The organism is Pseudomonas sp. FW305-25 (assembly GCF_017351415.1).
In the GTDB taxonomy this organism is placed as follows: Bacteria; Pseudomonadota; Gammaproteobacteria; order Pseudomonadales; family Pseudomonadaceae; genus Aquipseudomonas; species Aquipseudomonas chlororaphis.
In genome coordinates, this window is the sequence record NZ_JACNDE010000009.1 from 1 (window position 1) to 21,217 (window position 21,217).

Here is a 21,217-nt window from a genome sequence, read left to right on the forward strand (position 1 = left end):
CTCAGGGGGCATCGACTCCGGTCGGCTTCGCTTCGACCTCCATACGATGTCCTCGACTGCGTCGAGGGGCGCTGCGCGCCATCCCCCTGATGAACGCCTCCACTCGGCCTCCCGATGGGGCGGGTGGATCAAAAGCTAAAGCCTGGCGCGACCTACCGGTCGGCGCTAACCCCTGTAGCCGCTGCCGAGCCTGCGAGGCTGCGATCGACTGCGCAGCAGGCGCAGGGATCTTGAGCCCGCTGGAGGACCTTCGGTCCTATCGCAGCCTGCGGCAGCGGCTACAGGGTTCGCTACTCCTTACGGAGTATTGAGCTGAACCGGCATGACGCCGAGCATCGGGGTGTAGCAAATAGCCTGCTCCGTCGGGTTATCCACACTCAACACGCGTTTGCATCATGACGCCTGCCCAAGCGTTGATCCGCTGGTTTCACCACGCGGTTGGCGCGGGCCAACGGCCATGCAAAGGAAGCGAAATACGCTGGGAGGCGACTGTGCACATAGACGAAATAACCTTTGCCGTGACCGAAACCCTGGCCAGCCTGCTGGAGGTCGATTCCGGGTCGCTGGACGTCGAGCGCTCGTTCCACGAGATGGGCGTCGACTCGGTGCTGATCGTCGGCCTGTCCGCCGAGTTCGAGGACCGTTTCGGCATCTCCCTGGACCCTGAGCTGGCCTACCTGCACGACACCGTGAGCAAGGTCAGCCAGCACCTGTACGGCGTCATCAACCAAGGCGCGTTCGGCGCGGTGGGGGAGGTCAGTCATGGCTGATTCATTGCTCAATATCACCCGCCAGGAACTGCTGGAATTCGTCGGCCTCAACGAGACCGTGGTACGCGCCCAGGGCACTCGCATCGAAACCGCCAGCGGCCAGACCCTGATCGATTTCGTCGGCCAGTTCGGCGCGGTGCCCTTCGGTTATGGCGCGGCGCCTGTTACCGAGGCGATCCACACTTTTCTCGCCAGCGGCCAGGCCTCGCTGGTCCAGCCGCTGATCAACCCCGGCGCGGAAGAACTGGCGCGGCGCCTGATCGAGCTGGCGCCCGGCACCCACTCGAAGGTGACCTTCACCACCAGCGGCGCGGAAACCGTCGAAGCGGCGATCAAGCTGTGCCGCGCCGCGACCCAGCGCGAACTGGTGATTGGCACCCTGACCGGTTTTCACGGCAAGACCCAGGGCGCGGTCGGGGTTACCGGCAAGGCCACCTACCGCGAGCCGTTCCAGATCCGCGCCGACGGTTTCAGCCATGTGCCCTATGGCGACCTGGAGGCCCTCGAGGAACTGCTGAAAACCCGGCGCGCCGCGGCCTTTTTCGTCGAGGCGGTGCAAGGCGAGGCGGGCATGATCACCCCACCGCCAGGCTACCTGCTGGCGGCGCAGAACCTCTGCCGCCAATACGGCACTTTGTTCGTGCTCGACGAGATCCAGACCGGCCTGGGCCGTACCGGTGAGCTGTTCGCCGCCACCGCCCACGGTCTGGAGCCGGACGTGGTGCTGTTGGCCAAGGCCTTGGGCGGCGGCGTCGCGGCCATTGGCGCGTGCATCTACGGCGAGCAATGCTGGAGCCGCGATTTCGACCGGCACCACAGTTCCACCTTCGCCGTGAACGGCTTCAGCGCCGCCATCGGCCTGGCCGTGCTCGACCAGCTCACGGCCAACGACGGCGCCCAGCTCAAGCATGCGGCGGAGCAGGGCGCCTACCTGTACGCCGGGCTGTCGCGGCTGGTGCAGGACTATCCCGAGGTGTTCCACAGCCTCGACGGCCGCGGCCTGATGCTCGGCCTGAAGTTTCGCCGTTGGAGCGGCGAGCGCCTGTACACGCTGTCCCTGGCCAGCGCTTTCGGCGCCCTGGTGCCGATCGTCTGCGGCTACCTGAAAAGCCGGCATGGGGTGTACTGCCTGCCGACCCTCACCGAGGGCAACGTGCTGCGCATCCAGCCGCCGCTGTGCATCGAGCGCGCCGATATCGACCTGCTGCTCGAAGGCCTCAAGGCGGTGGCGGAATTGGTGGTGCATAACCAGCAACACCGCTTGATTCTCGAAGCCCACGGTTATGCCGGGCCACGGGGGGCCCTGAGCCCCTGGATCGCAGCGGGCAAACCACGCAGCAGCGGGCGTTGCCTGGGGCGCTTTGCCTTCCTGCTGCACCCGACCACCGCCGAGAGCGTCAACGGCGACAGCGTGGTGGATGGCCTGGGGCTGTCGGCGGCGGAAAAAACCTTTATGCAGGGCTGGCTCGACGACTTCTCCGAATGGGCCAAGCCCGACCTCGACGCCGGGGTGTCCTATCACGCCCGCCGGGTCTACAACGATGCCGGCGACTACGTCGAAGGCTGGCTGGTCGGCAGCCTGCTGCAACCGCGCGACCTGATGCGCCTGAGCCTGGGCAAGCGGCGCAAGCTGCTGGCCAACTACCTGGACAGCGTCGCCGAGCTGGAGGTGGATTTCGTCGGGTTGGGGGCCTACACCTCGGTGATTTCCAGTGCCGGCGTGGATGTCATCAATGAGCGGTTCCACACCACCACCGGCAACAGCCTGACGGCCATGGTTGGTGTCGATGCGCTGCTGAGCACTTGCGCCAACCGCGGCGCGCCGCTGGCCAAGCGCCTGACCGGGGTGATCGGTGCCTACGGTTCGGTGGGTCGCCTGGCCAGCCTGCGCCTGGGGCGCTTCTGCGAGCACCTGGTATTGCTCGGCAATGGGGCCAATCGGGGCGCCATGGACGAGCTGCGGCTGGTGGCCGGCGAGTTGTATCGCGATGCCTTGCTGCAGATCCAGGGCGGCCACAGCAGCGGCATCGCCAAGACCCTGGTGCTGCTCCTGCCGAGCCTGGCCAGCGTCGAGCAACTGCTGGATCGCGACCTTGGCGACGAGGAGCAATTGCGTACGCTGTTCGACAGCGTCGATGCCCTGGCCCAGGGCAAGCCGCAGGTGCAGCCGCCGCTGGTGATCACCGCGGACCTGGGCCACTGGCTGCCGCGTCTGGAAACCGTGCTCTCGGCCACCTCCAATGGCTCGGCCTTTATCGACCCGCTGGTGCTGCATCAGAACGCGATCATCTGCGACTGCGCGCAGCCGCCGGACATCGGCCACGTCACTCTGGCACTGCGCCCGGACGTCACGGTGATCGAAGGCGGCCTGATCCATCTGCCCGACCGCAGCCAGCGTTTCGGCCAACAGAACCTCACTGGTCTGCCCACGGGCGTGACCTTCAGTTGCCTGGCCGAAACCATGGTCCTGACCATGGCCGGCCTGCAGCGCGACTACAGCATCGGCAAGCGTCCTCCACTGGAGGATGCCGAAGCGATCTTCGACCTGGCCCGAGCCTTCGGTTTCGCCCCCGCGGTGGAGCAGTTGATCGAAAAAGCCGGTTAACCCTGACAACGAGAAAGGAGTCCACACCATGTCGATGCACAACGCCCGCAACGTCACCGAGAAGTACCTGCCGGGCCTGCTCGCCGCCCTCCGGGAGCGCGGCCTGATGGCCCTGGAGCAAGCCGATCCGGCCGTGCTCTGCGGGCTGTTTCGCGACTACCGCGCCGCCGGCCTGATCATCCCCGAGACCTACGGCGGCCTCGGCGCCTCGCCGGAGGAAACCGTGGAGATCCTGCGCGCCATCGGTTCGCTGTGCCCATCCCTGGCGGTGATGATGACCATGCACCACCACACCATCGCCACCATCGTGCAACTGGGCGGGTTGATCCCGGCGGCGGAAGAGCTGTTGTGGGGCATCACCCAGAACCAACTGCTGATCGCCTCGGCCTTCGCCGAGGGCAAGCCGGGCTCGGAGATCTTCAACCGCAGCGTCAAGGCGCGGCCGGTGGAGGGCGGTTTTGTCCTCGACGGCAGCAAGAAGCCCTGCACCATGAGCCACCACATGGACGTGATCGTGGTCGGCGTCGCCTGTGAACAGGACGACGGCAGCGTCAGCCAGGGCTTTGCCGTGGTCTTTGCCGATGGCAGCACGATCACCCGCGAACCCTTCTGGAACGCCACGGTGCTGCGTGCCACCGACAGCAACGAACTGGCGTTCAACGGCGTGTTCGTGCCCAGCGAGCGCATGTTGTTGGCCGACGGCGCCGACAGCGAAGAAGTGGCCGCCACCGCCATGGAAACCTCGCTCAACGGCCTGAGCTGGTTCCAGCTGATGGTCGGCGGCAGCTACCTGGGCGTGGCTTCGGCGCTGGTTGACCGGTTGCTGAGAAAGCCCTTCGCCGACCCCGCGCAACTGGCCCTGCTGTGCATCGAACTGGAGGGCGCCCATCAGGCGCTGCTCGGCACCGCCGGCGAATTGCAGGCACAACAGGATGCGCCGATGAACACCTACCACAAGGCGCTGTGCACGCGCTTCCTGGTGCAGGCGGCGATCGAGCGGGCGACCAACCTCAGCGTCGAGCTGTTGGGTGGCATGGCGTTCATCGCCTCCGACGAAGTGGCCTATCTGCTGGCGGCCTCCCGGGCGATCGGCTTCCACCCGATCTCCCGCAGCGCCGCCACGCCGTTGCTGGCGCAGTTCCTGCGCGAGTCCTACAGCGCCTGATTCGCCTGCTACCGCAGCCGGAGCTTCGGCGCCCCTGGCGTCGCTCCGGCCTCGGCAACATGCCTAATGGAGTAGAAGCATGAGTAGCGATTTTCTCTATCCGCCGCGCCCGGCCAATGTCGGTCGCGGGTTTCACTGCCTGGCTATTCCGCTGTTCAGCCTGCTGCTGGTGTTCAACACCGCGGCCATCGTCGTGATTCTGGCCCTGTCGTGCACCTTGCAGGCCGGGCGCCGGATGCTGTCGTGGCTGCCGGGAATGAAGGCTCTGGGCAACTGGCTGGTGACGAGCTATCACCGCTTGTTGCAACCCCTGGCCGACCGCTTGCTCAAGGACCCGCGGGACGAGCCGATCCTGGCCGCCGCCATCAGCCTGGGCCTGACCGCCGGGCCGGTGCTCATCGCCCAGCTGTGGCTCAAGGAAATCTCCTGGCTGCTGGTGCTGCTGTTCTACGCCTTCGTCTATGGGCCGAACATTCGCGGCTTTGTCCGCTCCTTCAGCGCCATGCATCAGGAAGGCCACGTGCCCGGTGGCATCTTCAAGCGTTCGAGCCTGCTCGATCGCTGGGTCGGCAATTCCTTCCTGTACATGTTCTTCGCCATTCCCATGGGCCTGATCCCCCATGCGGCGGCGCACCTGCAACAGCATCACCGGGAAAACGCCGGGCCGCTGGATGTCTACGCCACCGCGCGCTACGACCATGCCAGCGCCTGGGATTTCGCCGTGTATATGGTGCGCGAGGTGATGTACCAGCAGTTCATGGTTTCGCCCTGGCTGTACTTCAAGAGCAAACACAAGCGCAGCCAGGCCCGGGCCATGGTCATGGGCAACCTGGTGCATGTCGGGCTGTTCGTCGCGCTGGCGTGCTACAGCCTGCCGATCGCCGTGCTCTACATGCTGGTGCCCTGGTGCGCGAGCAACTTCCTGATGGGCGTCATCCACTGGAGCCAGCACGCCTTCTACGGCGGCCAGCAAGACCCCAAGGACTGGATGTACAACACCGTGACCCTGCTGGAAACACCGGTGAACATCCTCAACGAGGGTTACCACGCCTGCCACCATCACTGGTCCGTCGGCCACTGGTCGGAGAGCCCGGCGCTGTTCGAGCGGCTCAAGCCGGAACTGGCGGCCGCGGGTTCCATGGTGTTTCGCGACCTCAGCGTATTCGGCCTGTTCGTGCTGCTGATGCTGCGCCGCTTCGATGCGTTGGCGGACAAGCTCGACTGGTGGCAGCCGCTGGACCACGCAGAGAAAGTCCGCCTGCTGCAATTCCGGGTGCTGCCGGCGCCCATCGCGGCCCATGAACATGCCCATCAACGGCGCCTCGCCACACCGCGCAACGCCGACGAACCCACCCCCGCGCACAGCGCCCTGGGCCAGCCATGAACCGTCCCCTGACTTTGAAAGTCGCCGCCATCGAACGGGAAACCGACGACGCGGTCACCATTCACCTCAAGCAGCCGCTGCTGCGCAAAGTCCGCTACAGCGCCGGGCAGTACCTGACCCTGGAGGTCGACGTCGACGGCGCCAAGGGCTGCCGCGCCTATTCCATCAGCAGCACGCCGGGGCTGGACAAGACCCTGTCAATCACCGTCAAGCGCGTGGCCGGCGGCAAGGTTTCCAACCGCCTGGTGCAGGAGCTGAGCGCCGGCGACGCGGTGCAGACCCTCGGCACCCACGGCCGCTTCACCTTCGCCCCGCAGCCGGGCCGGGGGCGGCACCTGGTGCTGCTGGCGGCGGGCAGCGGGATCACGCCGATCTTCTCGATCCTCAAGTCGGCGCTGCACTTCGAGCCGGACGCCCAGGTGTCGCTGATCTACGGCAACCGCAATCAGCAGTCGGTGATCTTTCGCGACAAGCTCGACCAGCTGCGCCAGACCTTCGGCGAGCGCTTGCAACTGGTGCATGTGCTGTCGCGGCCGGACACCCCGGGGGCCCACGAAGGGCGCCTGACCCGGCAGCGGGTGATCGAGATTCTCGGCGCGCTGCCCGGCCCGCAAGCCCGCGAATACTACAGCTGCGGCCCCAGCGGCATGATGGACGAGGTGACCGCCGCCCTGGAGGCCCTGGGTATCGCCCCGGAAAGCGTGCACCAGGAGCGTTTCACCCCGGCCAAGGCGCCAGTGGCCAGCGGCGACACGGAAAAACGCGTGGAGCTGCTGATGCAGGGCCAGGCGTTCAGTTTCACGGTCGCCCCGGGCCAGACCCTGCTCGACGCGGCCCTGGCCAGCGGCGTGCAGCCACCGTTTTCCTGCCGCAGCGGTTTCTGCACGGCCTGCGTCTGCACCCGGCTGGCGGGGCAGGTACGCATGCGCGAGGACCATGGGCTGTCGGCGGACGAACTGAACCGGGGCCAGGCACTGTTGTGCGTGGGCTATCCATTGACGGACGACGTGCGCCTGCAAGTCGATTAGCGATACAGACAGAGGAAGGTCAATTCATGAATCATTCAACCCACCACGCCGCCGAGGACGAACTGCGGCTGGCCAAGCGCGCCGAACTGCGGGTCGACCGCGAGCGCCAGGCCCAGCTGCAGGCACTGATGCAGCCGCAGCCGCTGAAGTTCGTGCTCTGGTCGGTACTGCATGTGCTGGTCTGGTGCGCGGCGGCGCTGTACATCCTGCTCGGCGACAACCCCTGGGGCCTGGCGCTGGCGGTGCTGGTGCTGGGCAACCAGCTGCATGCCTTCACCGTGCTGCAGCACGATTGCGGGCATGCCAGCGGCTTTCGTTCGGCGGCGCTGAACCTGTGGGTCGGGCGCTTCATGGCCTGGTTCATCGTGTTCCCGTTTTCCTCCTTCACCGAGTGCCACAAATACCATCACCGCTACCTGGGCGACCCGGACAAGGACCCCGACGACTGGAACTACACCGGCGGGGTGAAGTGGATGTTCCTGCGCATCGCCGTGTTCGTGCCGCGCTTCATCTACTTTTCCCTGGTGCGCTACGGCAAGGCGGTGCGCAACCGGGTGCTGCGCGAGCTGGCGTTCAATCTGCTGTCGATGGCGGCGATCGGCGCCTGGTGCTACAGCCAGGGGCTGATGCTGCAATTCGTGCTGATCTTCATCGTGCCGCTGCTGTTGCTGGCGCTGGTGATCAACCCGATTTCCCGGGGCTATGAGCACTTCCCCATGGCCACCCTGGCGGTTGGCGACCCGGAGCGCCTGGACCTGGCGAAGAACACCGTGACCGTCAGCGACCGGCTGATCGGCCTGTTGTGGGCCAATATCAACTACCACGTCGAGCATCACATCTACCCCGGCGTGCCCTTCGTCAACCTGCCGCGGCTGGCGGCGCTGCTGGACAACAAGCCCTACCTGCGCGACCGCTGGCTGCTGGCGCGGATGTTCGCGCGACGTCCGGTAACAACTTGCGCCGAACCTCGGCGAGCGGCGTGAGCTACATTTACAGCGCCCGAAGGAGCGCCACTCACCGAGGATTCACGGATGACCTGTATTTTCTGCCAGATCGCGGCCGGCGAATTGCCCAGTGCCCTGGTCTATCGCGACACCCACTGCATGGCCTTCATGGATGTGCATCCGCTGGGGCAGGGGCACTTGCTGCTGATCCCGCTGGCCCATGTGGAAAAACTCGAGCAACTGCCCACGGTCATCCGCCAGCACCTGTACCAGGTGTTCGATACCCTGCTCGCCGCCCAGCGGCGCGCCGGCTTCGGGGTGGAAGGCACGCACCTGATCGTCAACGACGGCAAGGCCACCAACCAGCACATTCCCCACGCCCACCTGCACCTGGTGCCGCGGCAAAGGGGCGATGGGCTGGGTTTCGGCCTGCGCATGTTCATGCACTTCACCGGCATATTCGGCCGCCGCACGCCCCTGCAGACCCTGCGTCGCCAGGCCCTGGTGATCGCCGCCGAACTCGACCCGCAGGCGCTGGAGAACCTGGCGCACCGGACCAGCAGGCTGCACGCAACGTCAACCTAACCGCCAGGGCCGGTGAGCGGCCCACCCTCGATCCACAGAACTTCGGAATGAACAGCCGTGCATGCGCTGCGGGCGGTCTCGCCCGGCGTTTGTGCCGCCAGGAGTCAGGAACATGAGTGCGCTACTTCAGGAGCAGGCCGACCCCGCGCGGGTCTATCGGGTCGTGATCATCGGCGCCGGCTTCTCCGGCATCGGCATGGCGATCAACCTGCGCCAGCGCGGCGAACAGGACTTCCTGATCCTCGAACAGGAAGCCGGCGTCGGCGGCACCTGGTGGGTCAATCAGTACCCCGGCTGTGCCTGCGATATTCCTTCCCACCTCTATTCGTTTTCCTTCGAGCCCAACCCCGACTGGTCGCGGCGCTTTTCGCCGCAGCCGGAGATCCGCGATTACCTCAGGCACTGCGCCGACAAGTATCAGGTGCTGCAACACTGTTGCTTCAACACCGCGGTCACCGGCCTGCGCTGGCTGGAAGAGCGCGCCCTGTGGCAGGTGACGGATGCCCGTGGCGGCGTGCGTTTTGCCCAGGTGGTGGTGGCCGGCACCGGGGCCTTGTCGACCCCGGACTATCCCCGACTGCCGGGGCTTGAGCGCTTCAAGGGCCGGGTCTTTCATTCCCAGCATTGGGACCATGACTACGTCCTGGCCGGCAAGCGAGTGGGGGTGATCGGCACCGGCGCCTCGGCGATCCAGTTCGTGCCGCAGATCCAGCCGCGGGTGGCCAGCCTGGCGGTGTTCCAGCGCACGCCGCCGTGGATCATCCCCAAGCCGGACCGGGCCTTTTCCACGACCGCCCAGCGCCTGCTGCGGCGTTTTCCCGCGGTGCAGCGGCTGTTGCGCGGGCTGATCTACACCGCCCATGAAACCCGGGTGTTCGGCTTCGTGTTCAACCCGCGGCTGATGGCCTTGCACAAATGGCTGGCGCTCAACCTGTTGCGGCGCCAGGTCAAGGACCCGGAACTGCGCCGGCGACTGACCCCGGACTACGCCATCGGCTGCAAGCGCATCCTGCTGTCCAACGATTATTTTCCGGCCCTGGCCCAGGCCAACACCCGGCTGGTCACCAGCGGTATCCGTGAAGTCACCGAGGACGCGCTGATCACCGTCGACGGCCAGCGCCATGCCCTGGATGCGCTGATCTTCGGCACCGGCTTCAAGGCGCGCACGCCGTTCCCGGCGGGGATGATCCTCGGGCGTGGCGGGGTGGACATAGTCAACACCTGGCAGCAGGGCAGCGAAGCCTACAAGGGCACCACGGTCAGCGGCTTTCCCAATCTGTTCCTGTTGATGGGCCCCAACACCGGCCTGGGGCACAACTCCATCGTCTACATGATCGAGTCGCAGATCGCCTACATCCTCGGCGCCCTGGACACCCTGCAACGCCTGGGAGTGACCAGCGTCGATGTCGATCCACAGGCCCAGGCGCGCTTCAACCAGGGCCTGCGCCACCGGCTGCGCGGTGCGGTATGGAGCGTCGGCCGTTGCCAGAGCTGGTACATGGACCCCGACAGCGGGCGCAACGTCGCCCTGTGGCCAGGGTTCAGCTGGCAGTTCCGGCAGCAGACCCGTTATTTCGATGCCGAGGCCTATCGCCTCACCTCGCACCCCCAAGGAGTGAAACCATGAGCCATCCGGGCAAGAGCGTGTTTGTGTTCGGCCTGTACATGTTGTTGCTGGGCGCCGCGTTGGTGCTGGCGCCGAACCTGTTGTTGCCGTTGTTCGGCTTCGCCCTGACCGATGAGGTGTGGATCCGGGTGATGGGCCAGTTGGCCTTGTACCTGGGCGTCTATTACGTCTGGGCCGGCTACACCGAGCGGCGCGAGTTGATGGCCCTGACGGTGGCGATCCGCCTGTCGGTGCCGGTGTTTTTTGCCGCCTTCGTCGCCGCCGGGCTGGTGTCGCCGGTGCTGTTGCTGCTGGCCTTGCCGGACCTGTGCGGCGCGTTGTGGACCTGGCGCGCGCTGAAGGCTGCGCGGGCTTCCCGCCAGTCGCTGGGTAACGCCTGACCCCGCCAGTCTTCTGTTGCCTTGTCCCGCCAGCTAACCCTGGCGGGGTACTCCTTTGCAGTGATTACCGCGCGGCTGCATCCCCTCCATACTCGCCATCAGCCCTGGCGGGTGCCACCCATGTGGCGCCCGGAGACCTGCCGACACTTCAAAGGATCCACGATGAAGATTGAACTGATGCAACTGGCCGGTCGTGACGGCGACACGGCCTACAACCTCGAGCGGGTCCTGCAGGGCATTGCCGACTGTGATGACGACATCGACCTGCTGGTCTTCCCGGAAACCCAGATCAGCGGTTTCGCCAACCAGCAGCAACTGGCCGAGGTCGCCGAGCCATTGGACGGGCCGAGTATCCAGGCCGTATTGCGGGCGGTGCGCGCCAAGGGTATCGCGGTGGTGGTCGGCATCGCCGAAAAAGCCGCCGGCCATTACTACAACACCTCGCTGCTGGTGACCCCCGAAGGGGTGGCGACGAGTTATCGCAAGACTCACCTGTGGCCCGACGAGCGCGGCCTGTTCCAGCCCGGTGACCGTTACACCACCGTGCTCTGGCGGGGCGTGCGGGTCGGCCTGCTGATCTGCTACGACATCGAACTGCCGGAAAGCGCCCGCGCCCTCGGCCAACTGGGCGCCGAGCTGATTCTGGTGAGCAACGGCAACATGGACCCCTACGGCCCGGTGCACCGCACCGCGATCATGGCCCGTGCCCAGGAGAACCAGGCCTTCGCGGTGATGGTGAACCGGGTCGGCAGCGGCACCGGCGGCCTGGTGTTCGCCGGTGGCAGTGCGCTGGTCGATCCCTTCGGCCGGCTGCTGTTCGAGGCCGGCCGCGACGAGTGCCGGCAGGTGGTGCAGCTCGACCTCGGGCAACTCAAGGCCGCTCGCCGCGATTACGACTACCTGCACGACCGGCGCCTGCAACTGTCCGGCGAATACGTCGAGCACGCCGATGGCCGTCGCGAGCTGTTGATCCCTTAAACCCCATCGCTGTTTTTCCGCCGCTTTCGGCCCTGCCATAACAATCCATAATCAGCAGGCGAGGCGCACGTCCCTTGGGCGGGTGCCAACGCTCGGAGTCCTCAGATGAAAGCTATCCGCTGTTTGCCCCTGGCCCTGGCCGCACTGTTCGGTTTCGCTACGGCCCAGGCCGCCGAACCGAGCGTGCATTTCTACAACTGGTACGACTACATCGCCCCGGACACGCCCGGACAGTTCCACAAGGAAACCGGCATCAGCGTGCTGCAGGACACCTTCGACAACAGCGACGTGATGCAAAGCAAGCTGATGGCCGGGCGCAGCGGCTATGACGTGGTGGTGGCCAGCAGCGACCTGCTGCCGAACCTGATCAAGGCCGGGGTGCTCCAGGAACTGGACCGCAGCCAGCTCGGCAACTGGTCGCACCTGGACCCCGAGATGCTGGCCAAGGTGCAGAGCAACGACCCCGGCAACCGCTTCGCCGCACCCTACCTGTGGGGCACCACGGGCATCGGTTATGACGTCGACAAGGTCAAGGCGCTGCTCGGCGACCAGGCGCCGGTGGACTCCTGGGACCTGATCTTCAAGGAAGAGAACCTGGCCAGGCTCAGCCAGTGCGGGGTGGCCATGCTCGATGCACCGAACGAAATCATCCCCATCGCCCTGCATTACCTGGGCCTGCCCTACAACAGCCAGAACCCCGAGGATTACAAGAAGGCCGAGGCCTTGCTGCTCAAGGTCCGGCCGCATATCCGCTACTTCGATTCGTCGAAGTTCATCTCCGACCTGGCCAACGGCAACGTCTGCGTGGTGGTGGGCTGGAGCGGCGGGGTGTTCGATGCCCAGGTCGCCTCGCAGAAGGCTGACAACGGCCGCCGTCTGGTCTACAGCATTCCGCGCGAAGGCGGGCCGGTCTGGGTGGAGAACCTGGTGTTGCTCAAGGACGCGCCGCACCCACAGGATGGCCTGAAGTTCATCGACTACCTGTTGCGTCCGTCAGTGATTGCCCAGTCTTCCGACTACCTGGGCTACCCCAACGCCAACCGCGATGCCACAGCGCTGGTGGAGCAGAAAATCCGCGACAACCCGGGTGTCTATCCGTCCAGGGAAGTGATGGCCAGGCTGTTCCCGCTGGAACCGCTGCCGCTGAAAATGGAACGGGTGCGTACCCGGGTCTGGAGCAAGGTCAAGACCGGGAGCTGAGCCTGGGGGGAGTGGACAGCCATGCTGGCCAAGGGGAAAGGGGCGTCACGCAAGGAAGGAGCAGAACTGGCTACATCCGTGTAGCCAGTTCCGAAGGGACGGTACTACGCATTGTTCAATGAAGCTCCTGAGCAAAGTCGCAGTGAGCCAGGCGGGATATCTCGATTCATATCCACAACGGGTTCTTCATCGAACTCGAACCCGCTGCCTGAACGCCCGGTGTCGCTATTACTTGAGCGTTACATCGAGCATCGGCGGGATGTAACCGTAGTCGTACTCGGCTACCACGAAGGTCTGTTGCCCTTTGATCCTGATCCCGACCGTCGGTGCTTCGGTACCGCCGATACGAGTCTGCGTGCCGCTTTCGTCGGTCGGTACGCTGTCGATAAAGGAGGTCACCAGGCCGTTGGGCATCACACAGTGCGAGTAGGTCTGGAACGGCTGGGAGGACGGGTTGCCCAACACCAGGCCGGAACCGTTCAACGGCACGTAGGGACCGAACAGCGAGTCGGCGACAAAACCGTACACCCCGTCCGGCCCGGTCACGCCGTCGGCATAGGTGAAGGTGTGGCTGATGGTGAACAGGTAGTACTTGCCGTCCTGGAACACGAAGTGCGGGCGTTCGGTCTGGTCGTTGACGCCGACCGCGGTCAGCAGCGGCGGCAGCATTTCCCAGTCGTCGCCGTCTTCGTCACGGGCCACGGCGATACCGACGCAGGCGGTCTGGAAGCGGGAGTTGCCGACGTCTTCATAACCTGGCGGCACGTCGCCGATTTCTGCTTCGCCCACTGTGTGCGAGCCGCGCTCGCCGGCCACGTTGCCTTCGAACAGCATGTACAGCTTGCCGTCGTTGGGGTCGCGGAACGGCCATGGATCGCGGAAGCCCCAGAAGGGGTTCTGCGCTTCGGTCTGGTACATCTTGCCGTCGGCCTCGAACAGCGGCTTGACCTTCTCGAAGCCGACCATGCTGACGCCATGCTCGGTGGTCACCACCCGGCCACGCACCTTGACGATGGTCGCGCCCGGCGTGACGGCGGTGTAGTACAGATCCACTTCACCCTGTTCGTTCAACAGGATCGGCGTGCCGGCCCATTCGCGAACCGTGGGCGAAACACCTTCGGCCATCACCCGGCCACCCAGTTCCCAGTCCTTGCCGGTACGGGAAAACCAGTAGTACATCTTTGCCCGACCATGGCGGTCGTTCCAGTCGCGGGTGATGTCGTAGTTGCCGTTTTCGTCGATGTACTGCGGGTCGTTCGGATGACGATCCGCGGTCAGGGTGAAGATTACCGACCAGCCGTCGACCGAGGTCACGTTACCGTCCAGGTCGCGCAGCGGCATGGTGTCCCAGATGAACACCTCGTTGCTCAGTACCGGGAAATCCGCGCTGACCAGTGGCTGGGTCGTGGTGGGATCGTCCGCATGGACTTTCAGCGCATCGGCGCGAGTCCAGAGGCTGGGTTGATGGGGTGTTTTGCCGAATTTTTCAGTGTTGCTTTTCATAGGTAATACCTCGTCCGTGAATGGATTCACATAAATGCTCATCAAAAAATACTGTATGTACATACAGCAATTTCACCTTAAGCGAGGCGATTTTTCGGGTCAAGGGTAAATTTGCATTTATGCATAATTGCCGTTTTTGCTGGAGCTGATACGTTTCAGCTTGTTGTGTTTCCAGAAGTTTGTTTTTCGGCCTGATCAGCGACGATGCCAGCAAAATGCGCGCTTGGAACCGTTGGTCGGTCCGAGGGGCGCAGAAGGGGAAAGGAAGGGGGCGGAACAAGGTCAAGGGCGGGAGTCGAACCTGGGCGGATCGGTCAACGCCGCCGAGCGCTGCGAACATTGTCGCTGTCATGGCGCGGACGTAGCCTGAGCCCTCGTCGCCTGAATCACGGTCAGCAGAGGGGGATAGCTCTCATGAAGGGTGCAATCGACGCATGGGCACAACCGGCCAACGGCCGGGCGCGGCTGTTGCTGCCGGAGGTGGCGCGGTTGTTCGAGAAGTCAGGTTCCGCGTACTTGCTGGACCAGCCGCTGAGCATCGAGCAGACCGTCGAGCTGATGGACCAGGCCGGGGTCGAGAAGCTGATGCTGGCGGCCTGGTGCCGGCCGGAGCGCTGGGTGTTCAGCAACGATGAAATTGCTGCATTCACCCGCGCCTATCCCGAGCGTTTCGTCGGCGTGGCCACGGTGGACCTGAGCCGGCCGATGGCGGCGCTGGCCGAGCTGCAGCGGGCGGTGGACGAGCTGGGCTGCAAGGCCCTGCGCATTGTGCCCTGGCTGTGGAAACTGCCGCCCAACCACCGCCTGTACTACCCGCTGTACGCCAAGTGCGTGGAGCTGGGCATTCCCTTCTGCACCCAGGTCGGCCACACCGGCCCGCTGATGCCTTCGGAAACCGGGCGGCCGGTGCCTTATCTGGATGAGGTGGCGCTGGACTTCCCGGAACTGCGAATCGTCGCCGGGCACATCGGCCACCCCTGGACCGACGAGATGATCGGCCTGGCCTGGAAGCACGACAATATCTACATCGACACCTCGGCCTACCTGCCGGCCTATTACCCGCCGCAGCTGCTGCATTTCATGCGCACCTACGGGCAGGACAAGGTGTTGTTCGGCAGTAATTTCCCGCAGTTGCCGTTCGCCAAATGCATGCAGCAGGTCCAGGCCCTGGAGCTGCCGGAGCCGGTACGGGACAAGTTCCTGCAGGGCAATGCGCGGCGGGTATTCGGCTTGTAACGCAGCGCTTCAGGCGTGGTCCTGGTAGCGGCGTCGGCTGAAAAACAGCGAGCTGCCCATGGTCACCAGCGCCACGGCGGCCAGCCCGGTATCGATATCGCCCAACATGGGCGGCAAGAACAGTATCCACAGCAGCCCGGCGAGGCCCATGGCCAAGCCTGTCCATTTCCTCAGCGGGTAAGGCTTCATCCAGTAGTACAGCGGCATCAGCAGCAGGTATAGCAGTAGAAAGGGGATGTACTGCTTCATGAGTCTTGCTCGCCGCGGTCGAAGTTCGCTGGGCTGGCGGCCGTGGGCCGCTCTCTGTAGCTGGGACACGTCATGTTGCACTTCCTTGTCGATGGCATGAGGCGCGCCAGTGTCCATGGCGAGCGGCTTTTGTGCAAACGCGCGGTGTTATGCCAACCGCGCCAGGCAGCCCTCGAGAATATCCAGCCCTTCTTCCAGCACCTGCGGCTCAATGGTCAGCGGCGCCAGCAGGCGGATGATGTGCCGCGACTTGCCGCTGGGCATCAACAGCAGGCCGGCGTCCCGCGCGGCGCTGAGCAGTGCGCTCAGTTGCTCCGGGGCCGGCGAGCCGTCGGCCTTGACCAGCTCGATGCCACGCATGGCGCCGACCCCGGTCAGGCGCCCTAGATAAGGCGTCAGGCGCTCGGCCCGCCAGCGCTGGTAGCGGCTGACGATGGCCTGCTCCTGGCGTTCGCCCCAGGTTTGCAGATTGTGGTCGCTCATCTCGTCCAGGGTCGCCAGGGCTGCCGCGCAGGCGATGGGGTTGCCGGAATAGGTGCCCCCCAGGCCGCCCTTGGGCAGGTTGTCCAGCAGCGCCTTGCGCCCGAGCACCGCGCCCAGGGGCACACCGCCACCGATGCTTTTGCCCAGCAGGACCAGGTCCGGTTCGATCCCCAGCCGCGAGAAGGCGAAGCGCTGGCCGGTGCGGCCGAAGCCGGACTGGATTTCATCGGCGATCAGCAGGATGCCCTGTTCATCGCAGAAGCGTCGCAAGGCGCGGGCGAACTCGACGTCCAGGGCCAGGAAACCGGCCTCGCCCTGCACCGCTTCGACGATGAAACAGGCCACTTCGGCGACATCGATCTCCACGCTGAACAGCCGGTCCATGGCCTTCAGCGCCTCCTCGCAGGTCACGCCGTTGTCCGCGCTCGGGTAGGGCAGGTGATACACCGGGCCGGGCAGCACGCCGATCTTCTGCTTGTAGGGTGCGACCTTGCCGTTGAGGTTGAGGGTGGCCAGGGTGCGGCCATGGAAGCCGCCATCGAAGGCGATTACCGCGGTGCGCCTGGTGGCACCACGGACGATCTTCAAGGCATTCTCCGCCGCCTCCGCGCCGCTGTTGGTGAGCATGCCGCTGACCGGGTAACTCAAGGGCACGAAGCGCGCCAGCCGCTCCATGAACTCCACATAGGGCCCGTGGGGCGCCGCGTTGAACGCGTAGTGGGTCAGCCGGGTGGCCTGCTGCTGGATCGCCGCCACCACCCGCGGATGACAATGCCCCAGGTTGAGCACGCCGATCCCGCCGACGAAATCGATGTAGCGCTTGCCATTCTCGTCCCACACCTCGGCATTCTTGCCGTGGCTCAGGCGGATGGGGTGAACGATGGAAATCGACTGGCTGATGCTTTCGCTGCTCATGGGCTAAGGGCTCTGTCTGCCTGGAACATGCGGGCTATCTAAGCCAAGAGCGGGGTGGGGCCGCAAACGAAATAAAGTGCGGGGGTCAGTATGAAAATTCCGGATGTTGGATTGGGGCGGGATCAGTCGTTAAGCGGCGCGGCGTTCCTGGCCCTGGCCCGGCGCTGACGCAGCAGGGCGACCAGCACCACCAGCACCACGACCCCGAGGACAATCGGCAGGCGATAAGGCTTCAAATCACCGAACAGATGCTCCAGCGCATCGCCGGCCCAGTAGCCGCCGCAGACGAACAGCGTGGCCCAGAGCAGCGCGCCGAGCATGTTCAGCAGGGTGAAACGCAGCGGCGACAGACCGCTGGCGCCGATCACCACCGGGCCGACCCAGCGCATGCCATACATGAAACGCACCGCCAGCACCGAGGTCGAGGGGTAACGCCGGATCAGCCCGGTCACCCGCTCGATGGCGGCCTGCTGGCCCTTCAGGCGCGGCAACAAACGCCCGCCGAAATGCCGCCCGCTCCAGAACAGCAACTGGTCGCCGAACATCCCGCTGACCGTCGCCACGGCAATCACCACCCACAGGTCCAGCACTTGCTGATGCGCCGCCATGCCGCCCAGGAGCAGCACGGTTTCGCCTTCGAGCAGGCAGCCGAGGACGATCACCCAGTAACCGTAGGTCGCGAGCAGGGCATGCAGGTCGAGGTGTTCGAGCATGGGAATCCGGGAGCCTTTGAAGAGCTAATGGGGTGGTGCGATCAACCGGCTGAACCATAGCGTGTCCGAGCGAGTCCATTGTTGCGAATCGCTCGGCGGGGTTTAGTCTTCCTCTGGCGCCAGCATCCGGGTTTTCGGTGCGCCATTGGCGTTGTGCTGGTAGATCTCCCGGGGTTGGCCGTTGTCGTTGAAGAACACCTGGCCAATGCCCGCCGAGTTCCACAGCCGTTCGCCGGCCTCGCGATGTTCGGGGCTGTAGGGCACCACTCGCATCAGCCGGCGGCGGGTGAACCAGTTCAACGGCGAGCGTGGCGAATACAGCCAGCGGTTGAGGCGGTCGAACCATTCCAGCAGGGTCGGTGGAAACTCGTTCTTGATGCCGCTGCTGGTGATCTGCCAGATCTTCGGGCCGCCCTTGCGGTGGCGGATCAGCACTTCGTAGACGAAGGAGTAATGCACGTCGCCGGAGAGGATCACGTAGTTACCCGGGGTGCGCGAGTGGCGGAAAATATTCAGGATCACCTGGGCCGCGCCGCGGTGGGCCATCCAGTTTTCCGCGTCCACCAGCAGCGGGTGGCCGCACCAGCTGAAGACCTTCTGCACCGTCTCGATCAGCTTGACGCCGAACACCGGCGCCGGTGAAACGATGATCGCCGACGGGTGATCCAGCAGTTCATGCTGCAGCTCGCTCAGGGCTTCCCAGTCGAGCAGGCCCGAGGGCTGCGCCAGGTTGAACTCGCTGCGCCAGCGCCGGGTGCGGGTGTCCAGCACCACCAGCGCCGGGGTGGTGGGCAGGGTGTATTGCCATTGCTGGAAACGCAGCAATTCGTCGATCAGGGTGTCCTGGGTGGTGCTGTCCAGGTAGCGCGCATCGCCCTGGGCCTCGGCGCTCAGGGCGCGGGTGTGTTGCAGCGGTGTGGCGAAGGCATCCGGATTGTTGCCCCAGCCCTGGCACAGCATGTAGGCGATCAGCGCATTGCCGATGATGCGTTTGGAAAACGGGTGGCCGTAGGCGGTTTCTTCCCACTGGGCGCTGAGGTTCCAGTCGTCGGTGATGTCGTGGTCGTCGAAGATCATCAGGCTCGGCAGGTGGGCGAACACCCGCGCCACGCCGCCCAGGCCCTTGGCGAAAGCCTCGATCCGCAGTTGTTCGCGCTGGTAGCGCTGCTGTTCCTTGGCATCCAGCTGCGGCGGTCGTGGATCGATCAGGCGCCAGGGCAGCGGTGACCAGACCAGCAGGTACATGGCCATGACTTCGGCGAAGGTCACCAGGTGATTGTCGGCGCTGCTGCTGGTGAAGATCGGCTTCTTCACCCCGCCGAAGAAACGCTCGCGCAGGGTCTCGTTGCTTTTCAGCGCCGGCAGCAATTCGGCGCGTTTGTAATAGCTGGCGCGATGCCGGTAAAGCGCGGCGCTGTCGCTGACCACCGCGCCCTCCAGATGTTCGCCGAACAAGCCCAGGCGCTCGATCAGCGCATGAATCGCCCGCAGCATCGGCCCAGCCACGTCGTCGGCGTACACCTGGTCGCCGGTCATCAGCAGCAGGGCAGGGCGTTGCTGCGGCTCTGGCGTTTCCGCCAGCAGGCGATCGACGCAGAGCAGGCCCTCATCCGCCGAATGATGAGGCTTGCGACAGGAGCCATGGACCAACTGCTGGATACGGCTGTGCAGGACGAAATCCGGCTGCTGCTTTTGCCCATAAAGCAAATGTGGCGCCCACTCGGCGATCCCCGAACTGGAGCCGTCGGCGTTGGCGATCAGCAGGTCATAGTCGATGGGCACATCGCAAGGCAGGGGATTGTCCAGCGGCAGATCTATCAGATGGATAAACGCGTGCTGGCCTACGGGGATGACCTGGCACTGCTCGGCGCTGAGCGGGTAGTCGCGGATTTGCGCCTCGCTGCCTGCCTGCAAACGCAACGTCAGCTCCAGCGCCCGCGAGCCCGCCAGCCACAGCACCAGCCGCGTGGGTTCCAGGCGGCGCAGCAGGGGGCCAGCGAGGACGCAGGGCAAGTTGTTGCTAGCAGCGGTCGAGGGGGACGTTCGAGACACGCGAATTCAAAGCTCATACGGCAGACGGAAGCGCCGATAGTACCGCAGCTGATGTCGAAGATTTGTCAGCCAGTGCTCAGGTTGCTTGGGAGAGTCACGCAGGGAGGGGGTAAGAACTGCGCGGTGCTCGTAGAGGGCTACGGGGTCTCGGGTTTATTGATTTCTCGAAGCAGATCGGCAACAGGTAATTGCAGGGTGTTGGAGTAGTAGGCCTTGTAGCCGTAGGCGGTGATGAGTGCTTTGCACGGAATCGTCTTTTTGTTGGCTAACAAGGCGTTCAATTCTTCGACAGAGAGGTCGCGACGGGATTGTCCTTTGTCGAGGGTTTCACTCAAAAAAGCTTCAGTGAAAAAGATTGAAGTTGGTTGATTCGCTTGAGCCGCATCAGCCTGAATCCTGCCATAGGCAGAACGCGCAATTTCATGCTCAACAGAAAAGTCATAGTCACCGTCTAATGCACAAATAAATTGAGCTGAGGCAATACCTTCTCCCATACCTCTTCCGTAGAGATCCAGAAGGTTGATGTTTGATTCGTAGCGGATGATGTACAGCGAAAGATCCGCTTTGCGTTCGACAGAAATGAAACTCAAGTCTGCTGGCGGTTTCTCATGATCTTTTGCGCAGGAGGAACAGGCGATAGCCAGTAGAAGCAGCCATAGTCTTTTCATGTTTTTGCCAGCTTGTTGGTAATGGATTCAAAGATGATATCGCAGGCGGATTGTGAGCCCACAATTGGCCGCATGAACATACCAAATGCATTTGCATGATTAATATCCATGTTTAGATTCAAATCAGGCCCGCTATTCATTATCCATCTTTCACCAAAGTCCGCGACTTTGTCTGAATCGTCAGGTTTGGATGGTGTGGCTCTGATGTTGATCCACTTCTCCGCAACCGGTGTAGGCGCAGATCCGGCAATGTCAGAGCCAAGCCACACCAGCGTACCTTCTCCGACGGGGTCGAGAGTCACCAGTGTTGTTATGGTGTACCCCCAGTCAGCCATGGTTTTAGTCAAATGCCCGCTGTTCCAGCCTCCCAAGCTATGGCCAATAATGTAAATAGGGCACGATTTATAAGGGATAATATTCAGGACGTTTTTCTGGATATCTTTCTTTCCTCTAATCTGGTTGTACCCAAGCCACACGGATCTGTATTTTCCTTGTTTTTGTAAGGTATTGGCTCGCTTATCTAAGGGCTCTTGTGCGTATTTTATATTTTCATAAGGGCCAGAAAAATAATAACTTTCCTTATCCCCTGCACCCCCCACAAAAAACACAATGGCCTTGGTGCTCTCGATAGGAATGACTTTGTCACTCTTGTCTTTTTTATCTGTAAGCGTGTGCTCAGCTTTCAACTTAACGGGTTTACCGTTCGCCGAGGTAATGGTGTTGGCTTCCATG

The 21,217-nt window shown here is 63.9% G+C and carries 20 protein-coding genes; 12 read left to right on the forward strand and 8 right to left on the reverse strand.

Features of this window, described 5'->3' with window-relative positions:
- Window positions 1-491: 491 nt before the first annotated feature.
- From J4E58_RS10880 to J4E58_RS10930, 11 genes are all read left to right on the forward strand, one after another.
- Window positions 492-770 (forward strand): acyl carrier protein, encoded by a 279-nt coding sequence (locus J4E58_RS10880; RefSeq protein WP_087089996.1) that lies wholly within the window; start codon window positions 492-494, stop codon window positions 768-770.
- Window positions 763-3,375 (forward strand): aminotransferase class III-fold pyridoxal phosphate-dependent enzyme, encoded by a 2,613-nt coding sequence (locus tag J4E58_RS10885; protein WP_087089998.1) that lies wholly within the window; start codon window positions 763-765, stop codon window positions 3,373-3,375. Before J4E58_RS10880 ends, J4E58_RS10885 begins: the two co-directional genes overlap by 8 nt.
- A gap of 28 nt (window positions 3,376-3,403) precedes the next feature.
- Entirely contained in the window at window positions 3,404-4,540 is a 1,137-nt protein-coding gene (locus tag J4E58_RS10890) for an acyl-CoA dehydrogenase family protein (protein WP_087090000.1), read from the forward strand.
- Between the two features lie 79 nt (window positions 4,541-4,619).
- Complete coding sequence (locus tag J4E58_RS10895; protein ID WP_087090002.1) at window positions 4,620-5,924, forward strand: fatty acid desaturase; 1,305 nt, start codon at window positions 4,620-4,622, stop codon at window positions 5,922-5,924.
- Window positions 5,921-6,952, forward strand: coding sequence for a ferredoxin--NADP reductase (locus J4E58_RS10900; protein WP_087090004.1), 1,032 nt, complete (start codon window positions 5,921-5,923; stop codon window positions 6,950-6,952). Before J4E58_RS10895 ends, J4E58_RS10900 begins: the two co-directional genes overlap by 4 nt.
- Before the next feature lie 26 nt (window positions 6,953-6,978).
- The gene (locus J4E58_RS10905; RefSeq protein ID WP_053262531.1) at window positions 6,979-7,935 is read left to right on the forward strand and encodes a fatty acid desaturase; all 957 of its coding nucleotides are present in this window, start codon (window positions 6,979-6,981) and stop codon (window positions 7,933-7,935) included.
- A 48-nt stretch (window positions 7,936-7,983) separates the two neighbouring features.
- The gene (locus J4E58_RS10910) at window positions 7,984-8,481 is read left to right on the forward strand and encodes an HIT family protein (protein WP_087090006.1); all 498 of its coding nucleotides are present in this window, start codon (window positions 7,984-7,986) and stop codon (window positions 8,479-8,481) included.
- A 112-nt stretch (window positions 8,482-8,593) separates the two neighbouring features.
- Window positions 8,594-10,108 carry an NAD(P)/FAD-dependent oxidoreductase gene (locus J4E58_RS10915; RefSeq protein WP_087090008.1) on the forward strand — a complete coding sequence of 505 codons (1,515 nt, stop codon included), beginning with the start codon at window positions 8,594-8,596 and terminating at the stop codon, window positions 10,106-10,108.
- Entirely contained in the window at window positions 10,105-10,488 is a 384-nt protein-coding gene (locus tag J4E58_RS10920; RefSeq protein ID WP_007929460.1) for a hypothetical protein, read from the forward strand. Before J4E58_RS10915 ends, J4E58_RS10920 begins: the two co-directional genes overlap by 4 nt.
- A 162-nt stretch (window positions 10,489-10,650) precedes the next feature.
- Window positions 10,651-11,466 carry a carbon-nitrogen hydrolase family protein gene (locus J4E58_RS10925; RefSeq protein ID WP_087090010.1) on the forward strand — a complete coding sequence of 272 codons (816 nt, stop codon included), beginning with the start codon at window positions 10,651-10,653 and terminating at the stop codon, window positions 11,464-11,466.
- A 105-nt stretch (window positions 11,467-11,571) separates the two neighbouring features.
- A complete protein-coding gene (locus tag J4E58_RS10930) occupies window positions 11,572-12,666 on the forward strand; it encodes a polyamine ABC transporter substrate-binding protein (RefSeq protein ID WP_087090012.1) in 1,095 nt (364 codons plus the stop codon).
- 228 nt (window positions 12,667-12,894) lie between these two features.
- Here J4E58_RS10930 and J4E58_RS10935 read toward each other — a convergent pair whose 3' ends face one another.
- Window positions 12,895-14,169, reverse strand: coding sequence for a glycoside hydrolase family 68 protein (locus tag J4E58_RS10935; RefSeq protein ID WP_087090014.1), 1,275 nt, complete (start codon window positions 14,167-14,169; stop codon window positions 12,895-12,897).
- Entirely contained in the window at window positions 14,153-14,509 is a 357-nt protein-coding gene (locus J4E58_RS10940) for a hypothetical protein (RefSeq protein ID WP_143481880.1), read from the reverse strand. The genes J4E58_RS10935 and J4E58_RS10940 overlap by 17 nt, the downstream gene beginning before the upstream one ends.
- A 74-nt stretch (window positions 14,510-14,583) precedes the next feature.
- On the opposite strand from J4E58_RS10940, the gene J4E58_RS10945 reads away from it, so the two are divergent.
- Window positions 14,584-15,405 carry an amidohydrolase family protein gene (locus tag J4E58_RS10945; protein ID WP_087090016.1) on the forward strand — a complete coding sequence of 274 codons (822 nt, stop codon included), beginning with the start codon at window positions 14,584-14,586 and terminating at the stop codon, window positions 15,403-15,405.
- A gap of 9 nt (window positions 15,406-15,414) precedes the next feature.
- Here the strand turns inward: J4E58_RS10945 and J4E58_RS10950 are convergent, their stop codons facing one another.
- The 6 genes from J4E58_RS10950 to J4E58_RS10975 all read right to left on the reverse strand — a co-directional run bounded on the left by J4E58_RS10950 (window position 15,415) and on the right by J4E58_RS10975 (window position 21,216).
- Complete coding sequence (locus tag J4E58_RS10950) at window positions 15,415-15,654, reverse strand: hypothetical protein (protein ID WP_023967206.1); 240 nt, start codon at window positions 15,652-15,654, stop codon at window positions 15,415-15,417.
- 147 nt (window positions 15,655-15,801) lie between these two features.
- Window positions 15,802-17,052 carry an aspartate aminotransferase family protein gene (locus tag J4E58_RS10955; RefSeq protein WP_087090017.1) on the reverse strand — a complete coding sequence of 417 codons (1,251 nt, stop codon included), beginning with the start codon at window positions 17,050-17,052 and terminating at the stop codon, window positions 15,802-15,804.
- Window positions 17,053-17,174: 122 nt separating this feature from the next.
- A complete protein-coding gene (locus J4E58_RS10960; RefSeq protein ID WP_087090019.1) occupies window positions 17,175-17,765 on the reverse strand; it encodes a DedA family protein in 591 nt (196 codons plus the stop codon).
- Window positions 17,766-17,867: 102 nt separating this feature from the next.
- Window positions 17,868-19,817 carry an alkaline phosphatase D family protein gene (locus J4E58_RS10965; RefSeq protein ID WP_087090021.1) on the reverse strand — a complete coding sequence of 650 codons (1,950 nt, stop codon included), beginning with the start codon at window positions 19,815-19,817 and terminating at the stop codon, window positions 17,868-17,870.
- A gap of 137 nt (window positions 19,818-19,954) precedes the next feature.
- A complete protein-coding gene (locus J4E58_RS10970; protein ID WP_256583093.1) occupies window positions 19,955-20,485 on the reverse strand; it encodes a hypothetical protein in 531 nt (176 codons plus the stop codon).
- The gene (locus tag J4E58_RS10975; protein ID WP_087090025.1) at window positions 20,482-21,216 is read right to left on the reverse strand and encodes an alpha/beta hydrolase; all 735 of its coding nucleotides are present in this window, start codon (window positions 21,214-21,216) and stop codon (window positions 20,482-20,484) included. The genes J4E58_RS10970 and J4E58_RS10975 overlap by 4 nt, the downstream gene beginning before the upstream one ends.
- Window position 21,217: the final 1 nt, after the last annotated feature.